We start from the raw sequence: 20,616 nt of genomic DNA on the forward strand, positions 1-20,616 counted from the left end.
CGTCACCTCCTTGTCGTTTCTGTGGAAAGTCTTGTGTCGTGCGGGGTGCGGGGCGGACCCGAAGGTCCGCCCCGCCCGCGTCATTCGTCGGTTCCCGCCGGGGCGGGATCGGTGACCGTCACCATCGCGGTGCGGATCACCTTGTCACCGAGCCGGTAGCCGGACCGGTAGACCTGGCCCAGGACCGGCTCGGCGCCGGTGCCGTCGTTCTGGATGGCCTCGTGGAGTTCCGGATCGAAGGCGTCGCCGGGCTCGGCGAACTTCACCAGCTGCTCGCCGGCGAGAACGTCGCCCAGTTTGTCGGCGAACGTCTTGAGCGGTCCGTCCTCCAGGTCGCCGTGCTCGCGGGCACGGTCGAGGTCGTCCAGGATCGGCAGGAGCTTGGTCACCAGGATCTGACGGCCGAGGGCCGCCGCCTGCTGATGCTCCTCCGCGCTGCGGCGCTTGAAGTTCGCGAACTGCGCGCGTTCCCGCTGCAGGGCCTCGGTCAGCTCGGTCACCTGCGGGTCACCGCCGGCCGCCGGGGCGTCACCCTCGGCCGGGGCACCGCCCTCGCCGCCGGCCGAGCCGGAAGCCTCGTCGGCTTCCGGCTCGACCACCTCGGCGTCGAGGATCTCGTCCGCGGTGCCGGGATCACCGGCGACCGTCGGATCGAAGGGTTCGGAGCTACCGGGCCCGCTCGCTCCGCTCCGGGCACCCGTCACTTGTCATCACCCTTGGCCTCGTCGGCGGGATCGTCCACGACCTCGGCGTCGACGACGTCGTCGTCGGCACCGGACGCGTCACCCGCGGCGGAGTCGGCGTCGGCCGAAGCGTTGGCGTAGATCGCCTGGCCCATGGCCTGCGACTTCTCCGACAGCTTCTCGATGGCGGCGCGGATGGCGGCCGTGTCGGTGCCCTTCAGCGCCTCGTTGGCCTCCTCGACCGCACTCTTGACACCGTCGGCGACGTCGGACGGAACCTTGTCCTCGTTCTCCTTCAGCACCTTCTCGGTCTGGTGGACCAGCGACTCCGCCTGGTTACGGGTCTCGGCCTCCTCGCGACGCTTGCGGTCCTCTTCGGCGTGAGCCTCGGCGTCCTTCACCATGCGGTCGATCTCCTCCTTGGAGAGGCCCGAGCCGTCCTGGATCCGGATGCTGTTCTCCTTGCCGGTGCCCTTGTCCTTCGCGGTGACGTGCACGATGCCGTTGGCGTCGATGTCGAAGGTCACCTCGATCTGCGGGACACCCTGCGGTGCCGGAGCGATGCCGCCCAGCTCGAAGCTGCCGAGCAGCTTGTTGTGCGACGCGATCTCACGCTCACCCTGGTACACCTGGATCTGCACGGACGGCTGGTTGTCTTCGGCCGTCGTGTAGGTCTCCGACCGCTTGGTCGGGATGGTGGTGTTGCGCTCGATCAGCTTGTGCATGACGCCGCCCTTGGTCTCGATACCGAGGCTCAGCGGGGTGACGTCGAGCAGCAGCACGTCCTTGACCTCGCCGCGCAGGACGCCGGCCTGCAGGGCCGCGCCGACGGCGACGACCTCGTCCGGGTTGACGCCCTTGTTCGGCTCCTGGCCGCCGGTGAGCTCCTTGACGAGCTCGGTGACGGCCGGCATGCGGGTCGAACCGCCGACCAGAACGACGTGATCGATGTCGCCGACGGAGATGCCGGCGTCCTTGATGACGCTCTGGAACGGGGCCCGGGTGCGCTCGAGGAGATCGCTGGTGATCTTCTCGAACTCGCTGCGGGTCAGGGTCTCATCGAGGAACAGCGGGTTCTTGTCCGCGTCCACGGTGATGTACGGCAGGTTGATGTTGGTGCTCTGCGAGGCGGAGAGTTCGATCTTCGCCTTCTCCGCGGCCTCGCGGAGTCGCTGCATGGCCATCTTGTCCTTGGTCAGGTCGATGCCCGAGCTGGCCTTGAACTTGTCGACGAGCCATTCGACGATCCGCTCATCCCAGTCGTCGCCGCCCAGGTTGTTGTCGCCCGAGGTGGCGCGGACCTCGACGACGCCGTCGCCGATCTCCAGCAGCGAGACGTCGAAGGTGCCGCCACCGAGGTCGAACACCAGGATGGTCTGTTCCTTCTCGCCCTTGTCCAGGCCGTAGGCCAGGGCCGCGGCGGTCGGCTCGTTGACGATGCGCAGGACGTTGAGGCCGGCGATCTGGCCGGCTTCCTTGGTGGCCTGACGCTGTGCGTCGTTGAAGTAGGCCGGCACGGTGATGACCGCGTCGGTGACGTCTTCACCCAGGTAGGCCTCGGCGTCGCGCTTCAGCTTCATCAGCGTGCGGGCGCTGATCTCCTGCGGGGTGTACTTCTTGTCGTCGATCTCGGTGTTCCAGTCCTCGCCCATGTGGCGCTTGACGGACCGGATGGTGCGATCGACGTTGGTGACCGCCTGGTTCTTGGCGGGCTGGCCCACCAGGACCTCGCCGTTGCGCGCGAACGCGACGACGGACGGGGTGGTGCGAGCGCCTTCGGCGTTCGCGATGACAGTGGGCTCGCCGCCCTCGAGGGCGGACACCACGGAGTTGGTGGTTCCGAGGTCGATTCCGACTGCACGGGACATATGTGTTCCTCCTAGTTTCCGGCTGCGAGGTGCAACCGATGGTCGTACGAAGTTCGTGGTCTGCTGTGCGGTTCTCACTGAAACCTCAGCGCCTCCGACTCAACTTCTAGTCTCCGGATTTCATTCCGTCAACCTCTCTTGAGTCTTCCTCGCTCAGGTTTCTCGATGGGTTCAACTCGCGAGAACGCCCCGATGTTCCCGAACTTGAGCCGATCAGACTGAATATTGCTGTGACGGTAGTCACTTCCACGCACAGGTGGGCCCGCTGCCGTGTGTTACCGGGTGTGACACGCCAGCCGCCGCTATACGGCCCAGTAGTGCGCGGGGGGCGGCGACTTCGGACGGGCCTCGGCGGTCGGCCACGCAAGATCTCTGCGCACTACTAGCCTTTTCGGCATGAGCGCTATCGAATACCGGGTGGTCGGCGGCGTCGCGCACGTCCTGCTGAACCGCCCCGACAAGCACAACGCCCTGACGCTCGACATGATCGACGACCTGGCGGACGCCGCCGACCGGGCCGCGAAGGACCGCTCCCTGCGTGCGGTCATCCTGTCCGGCGAAGGACCGTCGTTCTGTTCCGGCCTGGACTTCGCGTCCGCCGGACAGGAACGCACCCGCATCATGAAGAACCTGGTGCCCAAGCGGCGCACCGCGGCCAACGCCTTCCAGGCCGCCGGCTGGGCGTGGCGCAGTGTGCCGGTTCCGGTGATCGCCACCGTCAAGGGTCACTGCTACGGCGGCGGTCTGCAGATCGCGCTGGGCGCCGACTTCCGTTTCGCCGCGACCGACGCGGACTTCTCGATCCTGGAATCCAAGTGGGGCCTGATCCCGGACATGTCGCTGTCGGCGAGTATCGCGCAGCTCACCCGGATCGACGTCGCCAAGCGGCTGACGATGACCGGGGAGATCTTCACCGCCGATAAGGCCCTCGATTGGGGCCTGGTCACCGGGATCTCGGCGAACCCCGATCTGGCCGCCGAGGAACTGATCGAGAAGATCCGGGAACGCTCCCCCGATGCGGTCGCCGCGTCGAAGAGTCTGTTCGAGCAGACCTGGTACAACGGCTCACGCCTGTCGTTCCCGGTGGAGCAGGCACTCCAGGTGCGGCTGCTCCGTGGACGCAACTCGGCGATCGCCCGCAAGGCCGGGCTCGCGAAGGAGCCGCCGCAGTTCACGCAGCGGCAGTTCTGAACGCATGCGCCTTGCGACGGACTCAAGGAGCGGACGGGTCGACGAGACCGACCCTGTCGGCCCGCTCTGGCGGGCGGCGCAGATCTTCCGGCTGCTCACCTTCCTCTATGCCCTGGGCTTTCAGATCGCCGTCAACGACGACCTGACGCACCCGGCCGTCGGCTGGTCGCTGTTCGCGGTCCTGACCGTCGCGAACATCACGTGGGCGGTCGGCTATCTGGAGGGCTTCGGCCGGCGCTGGTGGTTCGTCGCTCTGGAAGTGGTCGTGTTCGCGGGAATGATGCTGTCGACGCGATGGGTGGCGAGCGATGCGTGGATTCAGGCGAACCAGTCGTGGCCGACCACGCTGTGGGCATCGAACAGCGTCCTGTCGGCGGCGTTGCTCGGCGGGGCGGTGGCCGGTGGCGCGGTCGGTGCCCTGATCGGTCTGACGAGCTGGACGGTCAAGGAACGGCTGATCCTCAACTTCGGCCAGAACGCGACGCTCCTGCTGTTGATCGTGGCCGGGATCGCGGTCGGTCTCGGCGCCTCCCGCGCCCGCTTCACGCAGGCCCGCCTGCGTGCGGCCATCGCCGCGGCCGCCCAGGCCGGTGAACGGGAGCGGCTGGCCCGCGAGGTGCACGACGGGGTCTTGCAGACCCTGGCGCTGATCTCCCGGCGCGGCCGCGAGATCGGTGGCCCGACGACCGAGCTCGCCGACTTGGCGGCCGGTCAGGAACGACGCCTGCGCGCTCTGATCGCGGACGGGCCGGTCGCGGCCGTCGACGGCGACGACACGGATCTGGCGGCCGCCCTGCGCGGTCTGGCCGGCGACCGCGTCTCGGTCAGTGCGCCCGCCGATCCGGTGACCGTGCCGACCCCTGTCGGCACCGAGATCCTGGCGGCGGTCGCCAACATCCTGGACAACACGGCCCGGCATGCCGGCGACGGTGCCCGCAGCTTCGTGCTGCTGGAGGACCTCGACGACGAAGTGGTGCTCAGCGTCCGCGACGACGGCGCCGGCATCCCCTCGGGCCGCCTGCCCGAGGCGGCGGCCGAGGGCCGTCTGGGCATCGCGCGGTCGATCATCGGGCGGATCGAATCGCTCGGCGGCACCGCGAAGCTGGAGTCCGCGCCCGGTGCGGGCACAGAATGGGAACTGACCGTGCCGCTCTCCGCTCCCGCCCCGTGACCTGGTTCGCCCCTTGAGCTTGTCGAAAGGACCCCGAATGATCCGAGTGATGGTCGTCGACGACCACCCGATGTGGCGCGACGGTGTGGCCCGCGACCTGACCGACGAGGGGTTCGACGTGGTCGCGACCGCCGACGCCGTCAAGAAGGCCACCGACATGGCGAAGGCGTACCGCCCGGACGTGGTGCTGATGGACATGAATCTGCCGGACGGCACCGGCGCCCAGGCGACGGCGGGCGTGCTGACGGTGTCGCCGGAGTCGAAGGTGCTGGTCCTGTCGGCATCCGATGAACGCGACGACGTCCTCGAGGCGGTCAAGGCCGGTGCCACCGGCTATCTGGTGAAGAGCGCGCGGCGGGAGGAGCTGGTGGCGGCGGTGAACGACACCGCCGCCGGCAAGACCGTCTTCACGCCGGGGCTGGCGGGGCTCGTGCTGGGCGAGTACCGGCGGATCTCCCGCGACCCCGAGCCCGACACCCCGCAGCTGACGGAACGTGAGACGGAGGTGCTGCGCCATGTCGCGAAGGGGTTGCCGTCCAAGCAGATCGCGGAGCGCCTGCACATCAGTCCGCGCACCGTCGAGAACCATGTCGGCAACTCGCTGCGGAAGCTGCAGCTGGCCAACCGGGTCGAGCTGGCCCGCTACGCGATGGAGAACGGCCTCTCCTAGCGCCTCGCCCGACGGCCGGACGCCGACCTGGGTAGTGGCCCGAGTGATGACCTAGGTAGTTCTGCGCATCCGCGCACGCTCCGATCCCGATGGGATGGAGACATGAACGAAAACACCGCTCCGGTCGCCGTCGCTCTCGCGCGCATCGACGACGCCCTCGAGCAGATCTCGACCGATGTCACCGCGCGCCTGGCGCAGGTCCGGACCGATGTGTCCGGCCTGCGCGCCGAGCTCACTGCTGAGCCGGCCACCTCTTCCCCGGTCCCGAACGCCGCGCCGGCACCCGCTGCGGCCGGTCCCGTCCGGCCGCCGGCACCGCAGCCGATTCCGCCGGCCCCGCAGCCGATGGTGCACTACGCGACGCAGGCGCCGCCGATGGCGCCGTACCGTGCGCCGTACAGCCCACCGACTCCGGCGTCTCCGCAGGATCGCGCGAAGACGATCGGCCGTGTCCTGGCGGCCGCCGGCGTGGCGGTCACGCTGACCGGCGTGGCTCTGCTTCTGGTGCTGGCCGCCCAAGCCGGCCTGCTCAGCCCGGGGATCCGCGTCACCGGCGGCGGCCTGCTGGCGGCGATCCTGTTCGGTGTCGGCGTCCGCGTCGGTACCCGGCCGGAGCGTCGTACCGGTGCCGCGGCGTTGGTGGCGACCGGTGTGGCCGCCGCCCTGTTCGACGTTCTGGCGGCCACCACCGTCTACCACTGGCTGCCGGTGATCGGCGCACTGATCCTGACGGCGTTGATCGCCGCCGGGGGCCTGGCCGTGGCACGACTGTGGAACAACCAGTCGCTCGGTGTGGCCGTGGGTGTGGCTTTGATCGTGTTCGCACCGATCCTCACGTCGGGCTTCGACATGACGCTGATCGTCTTCCTTCTCGTGTACGCCGCCGCCACCCTCGTGGTGCAGTACGGCCGGGACTGGCCGGCGATGTATGCCATCAACACGGCTGCCACCGCGATGGTGCTGTTGCCGCCGGTCATCGGCGCCGGTTTCGGCGGCGACGTCGACGCCACCCGCTTCGCGATCGCCGTGGCGGCGGCCGTCCTGCTGGCCCCGTTGTCGGCGGTCCTGCTGCTGCGCAGCAGCACCGGCGCGAACCGGATGGTGGTCGCGATCTTCTCGGTGGCGCCTCTGTTCCCGCTGATCGTGTCGCAGACGGTCCTCGGATCGACGACCGCCGCGATCGGGCTCGGACTGGCAGCCGCCGGTTTCGCCGTGCTGGCGGTCGGCGGGCGTGCCGTCACCTGGCTGACGGCCGGCGAGCGCACCGTCTGGTTCGCCGCCGCCGCGGTCACCGCGGTCGCGGCGATCACGATCGGCGGTCACGGCACGGGCGTCACCATGCTGGGTCTGTTGGGTCTGGCGCTGGTTCTGGCCGTCGCCGTCCGTTTCGCCGGTGACCTGACCGACGCGACCCGGATCGCCGCCACCGTCACCACGGCCGCCGGCATGCTGGCTCTGGCGGCTCCGGCCACCGAGCAGCTGTTCCGCGCCGCCGCGCTCAGCGAGGGCATGCGGGTCACCGTGTTCTTCGCCGCGCTGCTGGCGATCGGTGCGCTCGTCGCACTGGCCTGGACGTGGATCGAGAGGGACGAGTCGGCGCGCACGCCGGTCGTCGTGATCGCCGGGCTGGCGTCGCTGGCGTTGTTCAACGTCGCCTGTGTGGCGTTCGGTGCGATGGTCACCGGCGGCGGCGACGCCGGCTTCCGCGGCGGTCACATGTTCGCGACGATCGGTTTCGTGATCGCCGGCGCCACCGCGCTGCTGTGGGCGCGACGTCTCCGCGGTTCTGCGCGCGCCGTCGCCTTGACCGCCGGACTCGTGGTGATCGGCGTGGCCGTCGCCAAGCTGTTCCTGTTCGACCTGGCCGCCCTGGACGGCGTGTTCCGGGTGGTCGCGTTCATCGTGGCCGGTCTGGTGCTGCTGGGTTTGGGCGTCGCCTACGCGCAGTCGCTGCCCGACGACACCGACCCGGCTGACCGCACTGTGCCGTACGCCGGGCACGCTCCCCGATAGAGCGCCGCCGAGGCCGAGGGCCGGTCCTCCTCCTGGGAGGGCCGGCCTTCGGCGTGTGACGGTTCGCATCGTCGGGTTCGTCTCATTAGCCTGATGTCCCGTGCCCGCCCCTACCCGTCAGGACGAGTCGCAGCAGCCGCTGCCGACTCCGAACGAGGATGCGGCGACAGGCAACACCTCGGGTTACCGGCTCGACCTCGACGGCCTGCGCGGCATCGCGATCTTCCTGGTGGCCGTCTTCCATGTCTGGTTCGGCCGGGTCTCCGGCGGCGTCGACGTCTTTCTGACCCTGTCGGGCTATTTCTTCGTCGCTTCGCTTCTCAAGCATGTGATCCGGAGCGTGCCGCCCGAGGTGTCGTGGCGGCAGGCGATCAACCCGTGGCCGCGGTTGTCCCGGCTGCTGCGGCGCCTGATTCCGGCGCTGTTCCTGGTGCTGGCGTTCGTCACCGCGATGATCTGGCTGATCATGCCGACCACCCGCTGGCAGAACCTCGGGCAGGAACTGATCGCCTCGGCCCTGTACTACCAGAACTATCACCTGGGTCTGGGCTTCCAGGAGTACGGCGCCGCCGACTCCGGCATCAGCCCGATGCAGCACCTGTGGTCGATGTCGATGCAGGGCCAGTTCTTCGTCGTCACCCTGCTGGCGGCGCTGACGTTGGGCGCCCTGATCAAACTCGGCGCACGCCGGCGGCCGCAGCTGGCCGACCCCGCGGTGATCACCCGGATCGTCGGGGTGTCGCTGCTGGCCGTCACCCTGGCGTCGATCGCGTGGGCGAACTACCGGCACGGCGTCAACCAGCCGCTCAACTACTACGACACCATCGCCCGCGTCTGGGAACCGCTGCTCGGCGGCCTGGCAGCCGTCTGGATGCCGCGCCTGGCGCTGCCCGATCGGGTGCGGACCGTGCTCACCGCACTGGGTGTCGTGCTGATCGCGACGTCGGGTATCTGGATCGACGGCGTCGCGTCGTATCCGGCGTTCCCGGCGTTCGTGCCGGTGGGCGCGACCATCCTGATCATGTGGGTGGGGTCGGCGGCCACCGCGCCGCGGAACGCCGTCGGCGCCGGCCTCAGTGCGGGCGGACGCGTGCTGGCCCATCCGGCGATCGTGTGGCTCGGTTCCATCGCCTACTCGCTGTACCTGTGGCACTGGCCGCTGCTGATCTTCTACCTGGCATGGCGTTTCAAAGACGGCGCCAACGTCGTGGAGGGCGCCGTCATTCTGGCGCTGTCGGTGCTTCTCGCGTGGGCCTCGACACGGTGGATCGAGGCTCCGCTGCGGGCCGGCCGCGGCGACGGCTTCTCCCGCCGGTACCACCGCATCCTCACCGCGATCCTGGTGATGCTGACCGTCTTCACCACCGCCAGCGCCATCGGCTGGCAGGTGCGCGCCGGACGGATGAACGTCGACACCACGAACCTCGATCCGAAGCTGTACCCGGGTGCGCGCGCGTTCCTGGAGGACGCCCCGGTGCCGAACATCGACCCGGTGCCCTCGCCCGAACAGGCGCGCAAGGACTGGCCGATCAACCACCGCGGCTTCTTCAGCAACTTCGGCGACCCGGCGATCCGGGTCGGCGTGTTCGGCGATGTGAACGCCGCCCGGACCATCGCGGTGGCCGGCGGCTCGCACTCCGAGCACTGGATGACCGCCCTGGACATGATCGGCAAGCAGCGCGGCTTCAAGGTGACCACCTACATGAAGGCCGGCTGCGCGATGAGTTCCGAGGCGCAGGTCAAGTATCAGGGCCGGCTGGTGACCGAATGCCAGGACTGGGTGCAGCGGGTGATGGACCGGATCGCGGCCGACCGTCCCGACTACGTGTTCACCACGGCCACCCGCCCCAAGGACACCGACGGTGACGGCGACGTGGTGCCGAAGGGCTATCTGGACGTCTTCGATCGCTGGCGGAGCGAGGGCCAGAAGGTGATCGCGGTGCGCGACACCCCGTGGGCCACCGACGCCCCGCTCGACCCGCCGGACTGTGTGGCCTCGGGCCGCAAGCCGACGGTGTGCGGTGTGGAGCGCGATCACGCGTTGTCGCCGGTCGACCCGACCGACGCCCTGGTCCCCGAGTACCCGAACATGACGTTCTTGGACTACTCCGACGGCATGTGCACCGCCGACTACTGCCCGGCGGTGGTGGGCAACATCCTGGTGTGGCACGACCGGCACCATCTGACCACCGCGTTCGTCCGCAGCCTGGCACCGTTCATGGACCGCGATCTGGCTCATACGACCTCCTGGTGGTGACCGGGCCCCTGAACACGTCAAATCACCGAACCAGCAGGTCAGGAGCTCGCACACAGGGACCTGACAGGAATGCCTGTTAGCCTGGTCGCCTGAAACGCCGGAATCTCCAGGCGTTCGACCGCACGTTATGACGATCACTGCAGAAGACACGCGACGCGCTGTGCCGGCACCCTCGGGGTCCGGGACGGCCACCACCGCATCGCCGCAGACGACGCCGAAGGCCAAGCGTCCGTACCTGTATCAGGTCGACATCATCCGGTCGACGACGTTCGCGCTCGTCATCTTCATCCACTGCCTGACGCAGACCACCGACGAGTTCAACAACATCGGCGTGAACGCGACGTCGCTGCTGTTCCATGCGACCCGATACATCTTCTTCGCACTCACCGGCTACGTGCTGACCTACCAGTACCTGGACCGCGACGACTTCAGTGCACCGCAGTTCTGGCGCCGCCGGATGAAGCTGGTGATCATTCCGTACATCGTCTGGTCGGCGATCTACTGGATGGTGCTCGGCATGTGGTCGTACGGACGGTTCCGGGAGATCCCGTCGAGCCTGGACGAACTGGCCGAACGCATCGGTTGGGGCACCGCGGCCTTCCATCTGTACTTCCTGCTGGTGATGCTGCAGGTGTACCTGCTGTTCCCGCTGCTGCGCCTGGTGGTGCTCAAGACCCGCGGACATCATCTGAAGCTGCTCGGCGCGAGTCTGGTGCTACAGGTCGGCATCTACTGGGTGATCTCGTACTGGACGCCGCCGTCGTCGTGGCAGGGGCTGTGGTGGCACTACTACGCCACCTTCGTGCCGTATCAGTTCTTCATCGTGCTCGGCGCGGTCGCGGCGGCCAACCGGGAGCAGGTGGACGACTGGATCCGCGGCAAGGGCCGGACCGTCGCCGCACTGTTCGCGGCGACGGCCGCCTTCGCGGTGGGCATGTACCTGTACGGGGCGATGGTGCACGGCAACGTGTTCAGCAACGCGAGCGCCTTCACGCTGTCGCTGCTGCCGTGGCTGATCACCGCGGTGGTCGCCATCTACGCGATGGGACGTCACTGGGCGGAGCATGTGCGCCCGTATTCGCCGAGGTTCGCCAAGGCTGCCGCCTACGCGTCCAACCGGTCGTTCCCGGTGTTCCTGGTGCACGTCATGGTTCTGACGTTCCTGCTGCGGCCGAAGACCGACGGCGATCCGACGCTGTTGCACTATCTGCCTCAGCCGCTCGGCACGTCGATGGTCTACGTGCTGACGGTCGCCGGATCGCTGGCGCTGGTCGAGTTCCTGCGCCGCATGCCCGGTTCGGTCTACTGGACGGGCCGGCCGCGCCTGCCCTGGCGCTGGCAGATCTGACGCCGCTCCCTCGTCAGAGGAAGGCGTTCAGCACCGCGCGCGGCCGGGACAGCAGGCCTTCGCGCAGGTGGTTCCGGAGCAGTGAGAGCGTCGAGCAGCCGTCGCAGGGCGCGACGACGCCCAGGGTCTCGATCCCCCGGGCCTCGCACAGTCCGACGGCCCGTCCGACGTGGAAGTCCTGGGTGACGATCAGCGCGGCGGTGATCCCGAACTCGTTGCGGGCGCGGCGGCAGGTGGCCGCGGTGTTCAGTCCGATCGGGTCGTCGACGATGATGTCGCCCGGTATCCCCCGCTGCGTGAGGTAGGCGCGCATGGTCTGGACTTCGTTGCCGGCGTCGTCGGCGTCGTTGCCCGAGTCGACGATCCGGTCGAGGCGCCCGGCGCGGTAGAGGTCGACGGCCACGTCGAGGCGGTTGCGCAGGTACACCCCGGCCTGGCCGCCTTCGGATTTGGCGCCCAGAACGATCAGCGTGCGCGGCGCTCCCGCGGGGACGGCATCGGCGGCGACGACCTTGCCGCGCGAGACGAGGCCGGCCCACACCGACGACCCGCTGACCACCAGACCGAGGGCCGAGAGCGCCAGCACCACCAGGAGGCGGAGAGGTCGTCGCGTCAGGGGTCGTCGCGTCGTCACGCGACCACGGTATCCCGGGCGGCTCAAGGCTCGAGGAAGCGCGTAAGGTACCAGCCCTCAATGTGACACGGAGCACTTTCAGAATACGTCCACTGTCCCCCGAACGGGTGACATGTAACGAAAGAAGCCCACAGAATCTCGTTGATCTCGACCAGCCGCCGCCGCACTCGTCTCCGCCGGCGCCGCAGCCGCCGTCTTCGCCGGAGGCGTCACCGCCCCCGCGAACGCCGCCGAAACCACTCCGCCGCTCATGAACACCGACCCGTGGTGCACCCCCGGCGGGCAGGCGACCGCCGACGACAATCCGGACGTCAAAGCCGACTGCAGCGACGCACAGCCGGCCGTGATCGCGCAGGCGCTCGACAAGGTGCTCGCCGCGCTCGGCGTGGACCCCGGCCTCAAGCTCACCGACCTCAACGGCGCCGGCGTCCTCGACTGGACCGACAACGGCGTCGCCACCATCAAGGGCAGCGGGCTCGGCTCGGCCATCTCGCTCGGCGGCGAGGCCACGGCGAACGCCCACGACTACCTCAGCGCCGCGCTCGCCTACGGCTTCGGCTCGCCGAGCTCGGCGAAGGCGGACGCCTCCTTCGGCTCCATCGCCAGCGCCGTCACCCTCGGCGGTGCCGTCGACGCCACCTCGCTGCCGCTCGGGTTCGCGTTCTCCACCAACGCCGACGACCCGGACGCCGGGACCTCGGCGTCCACCACCGCGTTCGGAGGCTTCGCGAAGGCCACCAACGTCGGCGACTCCATGGCCTTCTTCTTCCCCGACACCGGCGCCAAGACGGTGCGCTCCGCCCTGTACGCCGACGCGAAGATCACGTCGACCGACAGCGACACCGGCGCGACGAAGAACGTCAGCTCGTGCACCAGCGTCGCGTTCATCTTCCAGCAGTCGCAGGAGGGCGACGGCCCGGTGGTCTACGCCATCAAGAACCCGCTCGATCTCGGCCTGGACAGCATCCTGACCAAGGACGACGCCGACGGCTTCGGCACGCTCGCCGGCGCCTTCGGGGCGCCCGACGCGATCAGCAAGATCCTGAAGGTCAAGCTGATCCCCGAGTTCGAGAGCGACATCGTGCGGATCAGCTTCCAGAACGGCACCCCGAAGATCGAGACCGACATTCCGGAGTGGCTGGGCGGCCCGTTCGGTGGCCAGAAGTCGAACGACGGTGCCGCCACCCAGGCGTCCGCGTTCACCTCGGCGATGGGTCTGCGGATGGTCGGTTCGTCGCCGGCCGCCGCCGAGGTGACGTCGTCGGTGCTGCCGGCGCCGGCCACGTCCGCCACGTCGGATTCGCCGAGTTCCGCACTCACGTCGAACGGTCCGGTCTCGGCGCCGGCCACGTCTGCGCCGGCACCGGCGATCGATTCGTCGCCGGCCGTTCCGGCGCCGTCGGCTCCGGCTCCGGCTCCTGTCGAGAGCGCCCCGGCGGTCACGCCCGCCCCGGCACCCGTCGAGCCCGCTCCGGCCGTCGAGGCTCCCGCCCCGGCGGTGTCGGCCCCGTCTGCTCCGGTCATCGAGGCGCCGTCCGCTCCGGCGCCCGCGGCGACATCTGATGCTCCGGCGGTGTCGCTGAGCACCGAGTAGTCGGTACCGATGCGATCGTCCCGCTCCCCATCCGGGGAGCGGGACGATCGTCTTTCGATGGACTACTCGGCGGCGGAGCTGCCGACGCCCGCCGACGTCAGGTCGGGCTGGGCCGCGGCAGAACCGGCTGAGGCCTGTCCTGCGGTGTCGTCAGCACCCGCACCCGCACCGGCGACATCCCCTCCACCGGTAGCCGCGGTGGTCGGGAGAGTCTCCGTGCCACCCCCGGTCGATCCACCACTGTCGGTGCCGGTCGGAGCGATCGGATTCTCCGAGGTGAGGGTGTCAGAGGCCGGCGGACCGGAGGTTCCACTGGAACCGCCCTGCTTGACCTCGATCTGCGGAAGACCCTCACTCTTCTGGTCGGGAACGACCGTCGGCTTCAGCGCGACCGGGGTGTCCAGCACCTGCGAGGTCGGCTCCGCACTCCGCGCCAGCGTCGTGGTGGCACTCGTGGGCGTGCCGTTCAGCAATCCACCGAGCCCACTGGTCAGGCCGCCCGTCAGGTCATCGACGCCGCCGGACAGGTCACTGAGGATTCCGCTGCCGCCGAACAGGCTGTTGCTCCCACTGGAGTTCGTGCTGCCGAACAGGCCGCCCAGCCACTCCGGAATGTCGGTCCCGATCTTCGGGGTGCCGTTCTCGAAGCTGATCCGCACGATGTCGCTCTTGAACTCCGGAACGAACTTGCCCGCGAGAAGATCGATCACCTGTGTCGGCAGCACGTCACCGCCGAGGAGGTCACCGAGCTGCGACAAGAGGTCCGCAATGTTGTCGCCATACGGCGAGACCAATCCGACGTCCAGAGGGTTCTTGATCGCGTAGATCACCGGGTCGCTGCCCTGCTGCGACTGCTGGAAGATGAACAGAACACTGGTGCACGACTTGACGTTCTTTGCGTCTCCGTCCTTGACGCTCGCCTCTCCGTATACGGCGGTACAGACGGCATTCACCGATTCATCAACGGAGGCGCTCGCGCTACTGATGCCCATGAGCGCCGTCGACGAGGTCGAGTAGGGGTGGAGGACGCTCATCGAGTTCGAGATCGCGAGACCCATCGGCAGCGCTTTCGCTGTCGCCTGGTTCTTCTTGTTGCCGAAGATCGGATTGTTGACGGCGGTGGCGATCGACCCACCGAAGAGGGAGTCCGCCTTGGCCACGCCGCCGGTACTGGCGACTGCGATCGCACCCGCCATGAAGTAGTCCGACTTTGCCGACGCATCGCCGCCGAGAACTACCAGCGCCGTGTTGTAGCCAGTGCCCTTGATCGTCGCCGTGCCGTCGATGAACGGATCGAGTCCGGAGGGGAAGCCGATGCCCGGTGTTGCGAATGCCGTATTCATCGTCGCCAAGCCGACCGGCAGGTTCACTCCGAACAGGTTGAGAACCGCGTCGCCTGCCGTGGCGATGACCGACTTCTGTGCATCACGGCAGTCTGCTGTCGCTTCGACGTCCGCAAGGCCGACATCCAGCTTGTCGTGTTCATAGCCACCCGGAGCGCAGTGCTCCATGAACGGGATCGACACCTCCGCATTCGCGGGCGGAGCACTCAGGGTTCCGGCGAGTACGGCGCCGGCCGCACCAGCGGCGACGGCTGCGGCCACCTTCTGGCGGCGGCGGTTCTTTCGGGAGGTTGACGTGGCCATCGGCGCGTCCTTCTGTAGTCCGGTTCCCCACCCGGAAAAGAGACTAACGCCGCATGTGAGACGGATCACAACGAATGACTCGTTTCGGATGCAAATATTTTCGAAAGCGCAGGCGAACGGCGGGAAGCGGCCCGCCGGCGACCACCGGGTCCGGACGACTGTGGGCTGTGCCACAATCTCGGCAGGGGGTCGCACGGTGGCGGCCGGGTCCTCGAGGAGGGGCGATGGAGTACATGCCGGTGACCGAGTCGATGTTTCTCATGGTGGAGACGCGCGACCAACCGATGCACGTCGGAGGCCTCCAACTCTTCATCCCGCGCGACGGACAGACCGCCGACGACCTGGCCCAAGAGTTCTATCAGCGCCTCGTCGCCGCCAAAGACAGCGTCACCGAAACGTTCCTGAAGCATCCGGCGAGCCCGGCGAACCTCGTCGGCTACGCCGCCTGGCAGCACGACGACGACTTCGACTTCCACTACCACGTGCGGCGGATCGTCCTGCCACGTCCGGGCGAGGTCAAAGACCTGCTCCGTTACGTCTCGCTGAATCACGGCGCCCTGCTCGACCGGTCACGTCCCATGTGGGAGGTCCACGTGATCGAGGGTCTGAGCGACGGCCGGCTCGCGGTGTACACCAAGATCCATCACTCGGTGGTCGACGGCGTCAGCGCACTCGGCCTGCTGCAGCGCATGCTGTCGACGGACCCCGACGACCGGTCGGGCACAGCGTTCTGGGATCCGGCACTCAAGCGCCGGCGCCGCCGGACCGAGGAGCCCAGGAAGGGACTGCTGTCGAAGGTGACCGACACCCTCGGCGGTGTCGCCAAGACCGCCGAGGAGGTGATCGGCATGGCCCCGGCCGCCGCGAAGGTCGCCGTCAACGGGCTGACCAAACGCGACTTCGTGGCCCCCATGCAGCAGGCACCGCGGACCGCACTGAACGTGTCGATCGGTTCCGCACGACGCTTCGCCGCGCAGGACTGGCCGACCGACCGTCTGCGCGCCGCCGCCAAGCGTCACGGCGTGACCGTGAACGACGTGATCGTCGCCATGTCGTCCGGCGCGCTCCGCAAATACCTGCAGTTGCTCGACGCCCTGCCCGACGATTCGCTGACCGCGATGGTGCCGGTGTCCCTGCACACCGAAAGCGACACCTCGAACAATGCGGTCACGGCAGTGATCGTCCGGCTCGCCACCGACGTCGCCGCCCCGCAGGATCGGCTCAAAGAGATCCAGGCATCGACCACCGAGGCCAAGACCGTGGTCCGCGGGCTGACGCCGCTGCAGCAGCTGGCGCTCGGCGCCGCGAACATCTGGCCGCTGGCGCTCGCCACCATTCCAGGCTTCGTGCGGCTCACACCGCACGCGTTCAACGTCATCATTTCCAGCGTCCCGGGCGGCGATCGCCCGCTGTACTGGAACGGGGCCCGCCTCGACGGCTGCTATCCGGCGTCGATCGCGATGGACGGCCAGGCGATGAACATCACCATCACCTCGGTGGGGGGCAAGACCAGTTTCGGGATCATCGGGGCCCGCGCCCAGCTGCCGCATCTGCAGCGCATGCTCGACTACCTCGAAGAGTCGCTGACCGAGCTGGAGAAGATCGCTCCGCTCGCCGAGTCGGCCTGAGTGTCACATCGTCGCCGGACCGATGACGACGGCCACATCTGAGGCCGCACGCTGGTCACACTAGTTACCCGCGAGTAACATAGGTCGGACGACAGCCCGCGACAGCCGTGGCCAGGGAAGTTAGGCAATCCTTGGCAGCGGAGGACATGGGTGAACAACTACGGTACGTAGGAAAGTCATCGACCCCGGTATACGACGAACGCGCCGCATGCCGGAGTCGTGGTAACGACCCGAAGAAAGGCCGGTACTTCCCGTGAACACCACGACGGTTGTCATCGGAATCATCGCCGTACTCATCAGCCTTGTCTGCTGGGCATCGTTCCTCGGTGGCGTCTTCGACATGGTCCGGGCCATCGCCCAAGGTCAGAAGGTCGAGTCGAGCCGCTTCGCGCACCCCGAGAAGCGCTTCGTCACCATGATGAAGGAGTTCGTCGGCCACACCCGCATGGTCAAATTCCGCACCGTCGGATGGGCCCACTGGCTGGTGATGTTCGGCTTCCTGATCGGCGCCATCTTCTGGTTCGAGGCCTACGGTCAGATCTTCGATCCCGAGTTCCACTGGCCCATCATCGGCGCCTGGAACATCTACATCTTCGCCGACGAGGTCCTCGGCCTCGGCACCGTCATCGGCATCACGACGATGATCATCATCCGGCAGCTGAACCACCCGCGTCTGCCCAAGCGCCTCTCGCGCTTCTCCGGTTCGCGATTCGGCGCCGCCTACTTCGTCGAACTCGTCGTCCTCATCGAGGGCCTCGGCATGATCTTCGTGAAGACCTTCAAGATCGCGGCAGGCCTCGAGAACCCGCCCGTCTGGACGTCGTTCTTCACCCACTACTTCGCCGAACTGTTCTCCGGCTGCTCCGAATACTGGGTCACCGCCGCCGCCGTCGTGAAGCTGATGTCCGGCATGATCTGGCTGTTCGTGGTCGGCCGCAACATCGACTGGGGTGTGGCCTGGCACCGCTTCGCCGCGTTCCCCAACATCTTCTTCAAGCGCGAGTCCGACGGCACCGTCGCTCTCGGCGCCCTCAAGCCGATGGAGTCCAACGGCAAGGTCCTCGACATGGAGACCGCCGACCCCGACAACGACGCCTTCGGCGCCGGCAAGATCGAGGACTTCAGCTGGAAGGGCTGGCTGGACTTCACCACCTGCACCGAGTGCGGCCGTTGCCAGAGCCAGTGCCCCGCCTGGAACACCGGTAAGCCGCTGTCGCCGAAGCTGATGATCATGTCGCTGCGCGACCACGCGCAGGCCAAGGCCCCGTACCTGATCGCCGGCGGCCGCAAAGACATGGGCGGCGACGAGGTGGGTCTCGTCGACAAGGACGGCAACGTTCTGGACGACAAGCTCGCCGCGATCTCCGATGCCGCCAAGGCCGAAGCCGAGCGTCCGCTGGTCGGCGAGTCGACCGGCGACTCCGGCGCCGTCATCGACGCCGAAGCACTCTGGAGCTGCACCACCTGCGGCGCCTGCGTCGAGCAGTGCCCGGTGGACATCGAGCACGTCGACCACTTCGTCGACATGCGCCGCTACCAGGTGCTGATCGAGTCGGACTTCCCGACCGAGCTAGCCGGCATGTTCAAGAACCTCGAGAACAAGGGCAACCCGTGGGGTCAGCCCTCGCAGCAGCGTTCCGCATGGATCAGTGAACTGGACTTCCACATCCCCGTCTACGGCCAGGACGTCGAGTCCTTCGAGGGCTACGAATACCTGTTCTGGGTCGGCTGTGCCGGCGCCTTCGAGGACCGCGCCAAGAAGACCACCAAGGCCGTGGCCGAGCTGCTCGACATCGCCGCCGTCGACTTCCTGGTCCTGGGCGAGGGCGAGACCTGTACCGGCGACTCGGCTCGTCGTGCCGGCAACGAGTTCCTGTTCCAGATGCTGGCTCAGCAGAACATCGAGCAGTTCGACGAACTGTTCGCGACCGCGCCCAACCAGCGCAAGAAGATCGTCGTCACCTGTGCCCACTGCTTCAACGCCCTCGGCAACGAGTACCCGCAGATGGGCGGCGAATACGAGGTGGTCCACCACACGCAGCTGCTGAACCGCCTGGTCCGGGAGAAGCGTCTGGTGCCGGTGGCCCCGGTCGGCGGCCAGTCGGTCACCTACCACGATCCCTGCTACCTGGGCCGCCACAACAAGGTCTACGACGCCCCGCGTGAGCTGATGGAGTCGTCGGGTTCGACGCTCACCGAGATGCCTCGCCACGGCGAGCGTTCCATGTGCTGCGGCGCCGGCGGTGCCCGCATGTGGATGGAGGAGCAGATCGGTAAGCGCATCAACGTCGACCGCGTCGACGAAGCGCTGAACGTCCTGTCCGGCACTCCGGAGCCCACCGACGGCCCGACCAAGAAGATCGCCACCGGCTGCCCGTTCTGCCGCGTCATGCTCACCGACGGCGTGACCGCGCAGACCGCCGGTACCGAGCAGGAAGACAAGATCGAGGTCGTCGACGTCGCTCAGATGCTTCTCGAGGGCGTCAAGCGCGGCCAGCCGGGCGGCACCAAGCGTGTCGGCGGCGTGACCCATCCGATCCAGTCCGAGCTCGCCCCCGCACCCGAACCCGAACCGGTCGCCGCTGCCGCCGCTCCGGCCGCAGCCGCTGCCACCGCCGCCGCGACCACCGTCGCGCCGAAGGCTCCCGCCGCGGGCGGACTGGGTGCACCGAAGGGTGGACTCAAGAAGCCGGGCGGACTCAAGCCGGGCGGTGCGCCGGCATCCTCGCCGGCCGCCGAAACCGCTCCGGCGGCTCCGGCCTCCGGTGGTCTGGCCATGAAGGGCGGACTCAAGAAGCCCGGCGGCCTCAAGAAGCCGGGCGGCGCCCCCACCCCGGGCACCAGTGCTCCGGCGGCACCCGCCGAATCGGCGGCGCCGGCCGAGGCCGTCGAAGCCACCGAGGCCGCACCGACCGCGGCGACCGAGGCGAAGTCCGCAGGCTTCGGCATGAAGGGCGGACTCAAGAAGCCCGGTGGCGGGCTGAAGAAGCCCGGCGCTCCGGCGGCCGCCGCGCCCGCCGCTGCCGAGGCCGCACCCGCCGAGCCTGCCGCACCGATGGCCGCCACTGAGCCGACTGAGGCGAAGTCCGCAGGCTTCGGTATGAAGGGCGGACTCAAGAAGCCCGGTGGCGGGTTGAAGAAGCCGGGAGCCGCCGCACCGGCCGCTCCGGCTGCACCTGCCGCCGAGGCGGCACCGGCCACCGAATCCGTCGTCGAAGAGCTCGAGGCCGTCGACCCCGGTATCGAAGGCATGGTCGAGGCTCCGGCCACCACCGAGGCCCGGGAGGCGAAGTCTGCAGGCTTCGGTATGAAGGGCGGACTCAAGAAGCCGGGCGGCGGGCTGAAGAAGCCCGGTGCCGCCGCGCCTTCGACGCCGGCCGAGCCCGTCGAGGCACCCGCCTCGATCGAGGAGACCCCGTCCGAGGACACCGCTCCTCCCGCGGATGCCGAGGAGAGCGCCGACAGCGTGCTCGAGGCGGTCGCCGAGGCCGGCGCGGTACAGGCCGACGCTCCCGCCGGGCCCTCCGCCGGCGCTGCCGCCACCGAGGCGACCGAAGGCAAGGCGAAGGGCTTCGGCATGAAGCCCGGCAAGATGAAGCCGGGCGGCAAGTAGCCCCGAAACGTCACGGCCCCGGACTCGACACGAGTCCGGGGCCGTCGTCGTTCGACTACCATTTGCCGTATGAGCGCAGACAAGAAGAACGCCGAGAACCTCGAAGCCGTCGACCCGGGTATCGAGGCGATGGTCGACGGCGGCGTCTCGCCCGCCACCCACCTCGACGCCGACACCTCGGTGGAGAACGAGCCGTCGCAGGACACCACCGAAGACGGCCCGGACGCCCTCGGGACCGTCGCGGAGGCCGGTGCCGTCGAGACCGACGGCGGGCTCATCGACTGAGACCGCTTCGGCGGG

14 protein-coding genes are annotated in these 20,616 nt (G+C 68.4%); 10 read left to right on the forward strand and 4 right to left on the reverse strand.

The genetic code is table 11. The annotated features are described in order from the left end of the window. Positions 1–80: 80 nt before the first annotated feature. Together grpE and dnaK are read right to left on the reverse strand one after the other, a co-directional pair. Positions 81–614 (reverse strand): nucleotide exchange factor GrpE, encoded by a 534-nt coding sequence (gene grpE / locus QM774_RS09670; RefSeq protein WP_414976635.1) that lies wholly within the window; start codon positions 612–614, stop codon positions 81–83. Between the two features lie 86 nt (positions 615–700). After that, the gene (gene dnaK, locus QM774_RS09675; protein ID WP_414975674.1) at positions 701–2,551 is read right to left on the reverse strand and encodes a molecular chaperone DnaK; all 1,851 of its coding nucleotides are present in this window, start codon (positions 2,549–2,551) and stop codon (positions 701–703) included. Between the two features lie 396 nt (positions 2,552–2,947). Between dnaK and QM774_RS09680 the strand changes: the two genes are divergently transcribed. The 6 genes from QM774_RS09680 (at position 2,948) to QM774_RS09705 (ending at position 11,201) form a co-directional block, all read left to right on the forward strand. Further along, positions 2,948–3,742 (forward strand): crotonase/enoyl-CoA hydratase family protein, encoded by a 795-nt coding sequence (locus QM774_RS09680; protein WP_414975675.1) that lies wholly within the window; start codon positions 2,948–2,950, stop codon positions 3,740–3,742. Between the two features lie 4 nt (positions 3,743–3,746). After that, complete coding sequence (gene macS, locus QM774_RS09685; protein WP_414975676.1) at positions 3,747–4,913, forward strand: MacS family sensor histidine kinase; 1,167 nt, start codon at positions 3,747–3,749, stop codon at positions 4,911–4,913. Positions 4,914–4,950: 37 nt separating this feature from the next. Continuing rightward, on the forward strand, positions 4,951–5,583 hold the full coding sequence (locus tag QM774_RS09690; protein WP_414975677.1) for a response regulator: 633 nt from the start codon (positions 4,951–4,953) through the stop codon (positions 5,581–5,583). Between the two features lie 102 nt (positions 5,584–5,685). Next, positions 5,686–7,596: a DUF2339 domain-containing protein gene (locus tag QM774_RS09695; protein WP_414975678.1), complete on the forward strand. Its 1,911-nt coding sequence runs from the start codon at positions 5,686–5,688 to the stop codon at positions 7,594–7,596. A gap of 100 nt (positions 7,597–7,696) precedes the next feature. Then, positions 7,697–9,853, forward strand: coding sequence for an acyltransferase family protein (locus tag QM774_RS09700; RefSeq protein ID WP_414975679.1), 2,157 nt, complete (start codon positions 7,697–7,699; stop codon positions 9,851–9,853). Positions 9,854–9,980: 127 nt separating this feature from the next. After that, on the forward strand, positions 9,981–11,201 hold the full coding sequence (locus QM774_RS09705; RefSeq protein ID WP_414975680.1) for an acyltransferase: 1,221 nt from the start codon (positions 9,981–9,983) through the stop codon (positions 11,199–11,201). A gap of 13 nt (positions 11,202–11,214) precedes the next feature. Here QM774_RS09705 and QM774_RS09710 read toward each other — a convergent pair whose 3' ends face one another. Continuing rightward, the gene (locus QM774_RS09710) at positions 11,215–11,835 is read right to left on the reverse strand and encodes a SanA/YdcF family protein (RefSeq protein WP_414975681.1); all 621 of its coding nucleotides are present in this window, start codon (positions 11,833–11,835) and stop codon (positions 11,215–11,217) included. A gap of 250 nt (positions 11,836–12,085) precedes the next feature. On the opposite strand from QM774_RS09710, the gene QM774_RS09715 reads away from it, so the two are divergent. Beyond that, the gene (locus QM774_RS09715; RefSeq protein ID WP_414975682.1) at positions 12,086–13,429 is read left to right on the forward strand and encodes a hypothetical protein; all 1,344 of its coding nucleotides are present in this window, start codon (positions 12,086–12,088) and stop codon (positions 13,427–13,429) included. 62 nt (positions 13,430–13,491) lie between these two features. On the opposite strand, the gene QM774_RS09720 is transcribed toward QM774_RS09715, so the two are convergent. Next, a complete protein-coding gene (locus QM774_RS09720; protein ID WP_414975683.1) occupies positions 13,492–15,033 on the reverse strand; it encodes a hypothetical protein in 1,542 nt (513 codons plus the stop codon). A 266-nt stretch (positions 15,034–15,299) separates the two neighbouring features. Here QM774_RS09720 and QM774_RS09725 point away from each other — a divergent pair, with 266 nt between their 5' ends. From QM774_RS09725 to QM774_RS09735, 3 genes are all read left to right on the forward strand, one after another. Continuing rightward, positions 15,300–16,703, forward strand: coding sequence for a WS/DGAT/MGAT family O-acyltransferase (locus QM774_RS09725; protein ID WP_414975684.1), 1,404 nt, complete (start codon positions 15,300–15,302; stop codon positions 16,701–16,703). Positions 16,704–16,956: 253 nt separating this feature from the next. Beyond that, positions 16,957–20,316 carry a (Fe-S)-binding protein gene (locus QM774_RS09730; RefSeq protein ID WP_414975685.1) on the forward strand — a complete coding sequence of 1,120 codons (3,360 nt, stop codon included), beginning with the start codon at positions 16,957–16,959 and terminating at the stop codon, positions 20,314–20,316. A gap of 69 nt (positions 20,317–20,385) precedes the next feature. Then, positions 20,386–20,601, forward strand: a complete 216-nt coding sequence (locus tag QM774_RS09735; protein ID WP_414975686.1) for a hypothetical protein — start codon at positions 20,386–20,388, stop codon at positions 20,599–20,601. The last annotated feature ends 15 nt before the right edge of the window (positions 20,602–20,616 follow it).

Source organism: Gordonia sp. (in: high G+C Gram-positive bacteria), assembly GCF_047600565.1.
GTDB lineage: Bacteria > Actinomycetota > Actinomycetes > Mycobacteriales > Mycobacteriaceae > Gordonia.

Excerpts from the sequence above, each read along its gene's own strand:
- QM774_RS09680 (WP_414975675.1), top strand. The coding sequence starts at position 2,948 with ATGAGCGCTATCGAATACCGGGTGGTCGGCGGCGTCGCGCACGTCCTG.
- macS (WP_414975676.1), top strand. The coding sequence starts at position 3,747 with ATGCGCCTTGCGACGGACTCAAGGAGCGGACGGGTCGACGAGACCGAC.
- QM774_RS09725 (WP_414975684.1), top strand. The coding sequence starts at position 15,300 with ATGGAGTACATGCCGGTGACCGAGTCGATGTTTCTCATGGTGGAGACG.
- QM774_RS09715 (WP_414975682.1), top strand. The coding sequence starts at position 12,086 with ATGAACACCGACCCGTGGTGCACCCCCGGCGGGCAGGCGACCGCCGAC.
- dnaK (WP_414975674.1), bottom strand. The coding sequence starts at position 2,551 with ATGTCCCGTGCAGTCGGAATCGACCTCGGAACCACCAACTCCGTGGTG.
- QM774_RS09705 (WP_414975680.1), top strand. The coding sequence starts at position 9,981 with ATGACGATCACTGCAGAAGACACGCGACGCGCTGTGCCGGCACCCTCG.
- QM774_RS09735 (WP_414975686.1), top strand. The coding sequence starts at position 20,386 with ATGAGCGCAGACAAGAAGAACGCCGAGAACCTCGAAGCCGTCGACCCG.
- QM774_RS09690 (WP_414975677.1), top strand. The coding sequence starts at position 4,951 with ATGATCCGAGTGATGGTCGTCGACGACCACCCGATGTGGCGCGACGGT.
- QM774_RS09695 (WP_414975678.1), top strand. The coding sequence starts at position 5,686 with ATGAACGAAAACACCGCTCCGGTCGCCGTCGCTCTCGCGCGCATCGAC.